Origin of the sequence: Yinghuangia aomiensis (assembly GCF_039542225.1) — a bacterium.
GTDB classification, from domain to species: Bacteria; Actinomycetota; Actinomycetes; order Streptomycetales; family Streptomycetaceae; genus Yinghuangia; species Yinghuangia aomiensis.
In genome coordinates, this window is the sequence record NZ_BAABHS010000101.1 from 1 (window position 1) to 914 (window position 914).

Annotated in this window: 1 protein-coding gene; it reads left to right on the top strand. The window is 67.7% G+C overall.

Features of this window, described 5'->3' with window-relative positions:
- Positions 1-914 (top strand): LLM class flavin-dependent oxidoreductase (locus ABEA93_RS42020; protein WP_345681295.1); only part of this gene is annotated, 914 nt, incomplete at both ends.

Genomic DNA, 914 nt, shown 5'->3' on the forward strand with positions numbered 1-914 from the left:
GTGATCAAGGCGGACAAGCACAACTGGAAGTACGCCTGGTTCGGCGAGCACCACGCGCTGACCGAGTACAGCCACCTGTCGGCCCCCGAGGTCGCGATGGGTTACGTCGCCGCCCGCACCGAGCGCATCCACCTCGGCACCGGCATCAACAGCCTGTCGCCGCGCAAGGAGCACCCGGTCCGCTTCGCGGAGCGCGCCGCGATGCTCGACCACATCACCGAGGGCCGCTTCGAGTGGGGCACCGGCCGCGGCGCGGGCAGCCACGAGGTCGCCTCGTTCAACATCATGGACAGCAACTCGACCAAGGCCGAGTGGGACGAGGTCTCGCGCGAGGTCGTCCGGATGTGGGAGCAGTTCGACTACTCCTTCCACGGCGAGCACTTCACCGTGCCCACGCCGCACAACATCCTGCCGAAGCCGTACGGCCACTCGCACCCGCCGATCTGGATGGCGTGCGGCAACCCGGGCTCGTTCGCCAAGGCGGGCGGCCTCGGCATCGGCGCGATCGCGTTCAACTTCGAGCCGATCTACAACCTGAAGGGCCGCATCGAGGCCTACAAGGAAGCCGCCGCGAACCCGGTCGAGATCCTCGGCGACTACCAGAACAACAACGTCATGATGACGAACGGCGTCATCTGCCTGAGCGACCGCAAGCGCGCCCGCGAGATCGCGCTCAAGGGCCAGGCGGGCTACCTCGTCACGCTGGTGAACCTGTACCACGACACCATGCCGAAGTCGACGGACGGCATCACCTGGCCGGTCCCGCCGACCGACCTGTCCTCGCTCGGCGGCGACGAGCTGCTCGACCAGCTCATCGCGGGCGGCTTCCTGCTCTGCGGCACCCCGGAAGAGGTCTGCGAGCAGGTCGCGCAGTACCAGGAAGTCGGCTGCGACCAGCTGGTGTTCGGCCTCAG